Origin of the sequence: Saccharopolyspora sp. NPDC000359 (genome assembly GCF_040300525.1) — a bacterium.
GTDB lineage: Bacteria > Actinomycetota > Actinomycetes > Mycobacteriales > Pseudonocardiaceae > Saccharopolyspora.
The window spans coordinates 1-1,231 of the sequence record NZ_JBEPDU010000121.1; the positions used below are offsets into that span (position 1 = coordinate 1).

Below are 1,231 nucleotides of genomic sequence, written 5' to 3' on the forward strand. Positions count from 1 at the left end.
GGTCTACCACGCGGCGGGCGCCTCCGGTAAGGGCGTGTTCTCGGCGGTGGAGCAGGCCGGAGCCAAGGCCATCGGGGTGGACTCCGACCAGTACATCCGCGTTCGCCTCGGACGCCAAGGCGGTCGGCATCCAGGTCGACCTCGCCGGGGTGGACCGCTCCGCGGTCGCCGCGCGGATCGGCACCGAGGGCATCGTGCTCGGCGGCGGCAACCCGATCGACCCGGACCCGCAGGTCTACAACAGCCTGCACTCCTCGGTGATCGGCAGCGGCACCTACAACAACCCCGGCCAGTACCGCAACGCCGAGGTCGACGCCGCGCTCGACAGGGCCCGCCAGGAGCTCGACCCGGCCAAGCGCGCGGAGTTCTACCGGCAGGCCCAGCGCGCCTACGTCGCCGACCCCGGCCTGGTGTACCTGGCCTTCGTCGACCACAGCTACGTGATGCGCGACGGCGGGTGGAACGGCTACCAGCCGCCGGTCGAACCGCACACGCACGGCACCACCTGGGGGCCGTGGTGGAACATCGAGGACTGGACACCGGCGGCATGAGCCGCGCGATCGGCCGCTTGGTCCTGCGGCGGCTCGGGTTCGCGGTCCCGGTGCTGGTGGTCGTGGCGCTCGGGGTCTTCCTGCTCGCCGCGGCCTCGCCGTTCGACCCGGTCCACCAGTACTACGGCGTGCAGATCTTCGGCGCGTCCGCCGCCGACGTCGCCCGGGTGCGGGCCGAGCTGGGGCTGGACGACCCCGTGCTGGTGCAGTTCTGGCACTGGTTGACCGGGGTGCTCGGCGGCGACCTCGGGGTGTCCCGGTCGTTCCGGCAGCCCGTCGCGCAGGTCCTCGCCGAACGCCTGCCGTGGACGATCCTGCTGGCCGCGACCGGGCTGGCGCTGGCGGTGGTGATCGCCCTGGTGCTCGGCACGGTCGCGGCGTGGCGGCAGGGCGGCTGGGTGGACCGGGTCGTCACCGCCACCGGCCACGCCCTGGAAGGCGTGCCGCCGTTCGTGCTGGCGCTGCTGTCCATCGCGGTGTTCTCGCTGGGCCTGGGCTGGCTGCCGGTGGCGGGGCTGACCGACGCTGGCGAGGCCGTCTCGTTCGGCCAGGTCGCCGAGCACCTGGCGCTGCCCGCGCTGGTGCTGGGCATCTCGCAGTCGCCCTGGCTGGTGCTGCACGTCCGGCAGTCGATGCTGACCTCGCTGGCCGAGGACCACGTGACCGGCGCGCGGGCGCGC

2 protein-coding genes are annotated in these 1,231 nt (G+C 73.7%); both read left to right on the plus strand.

The genetic code is table 11. The features are described 5' to 3' along the window. The first annotated feature begins 149 nt into the window (after positions 1-149). Positions 150-551 (plus strand): periplasmic substrate-binding domain-containing protein, encoded by a 402-nt coding sequence (locus ABT324_RS33345; protein WP_351185899.1) that lies wholly within the window; start codon positions 150-152, stop codon positions 549-551. Next, a partial coding sequence (locus ABT324_RS33350) for an ABC transporter permease (RefSeq protein WP_351185902.1) occupies positions 518-1,231 on the plus strand: 714 nt, incomplete at its 3' end. The genes ABT324_RS33345 and ABT324_RS33350, both read left to right, overlap by 34 nt.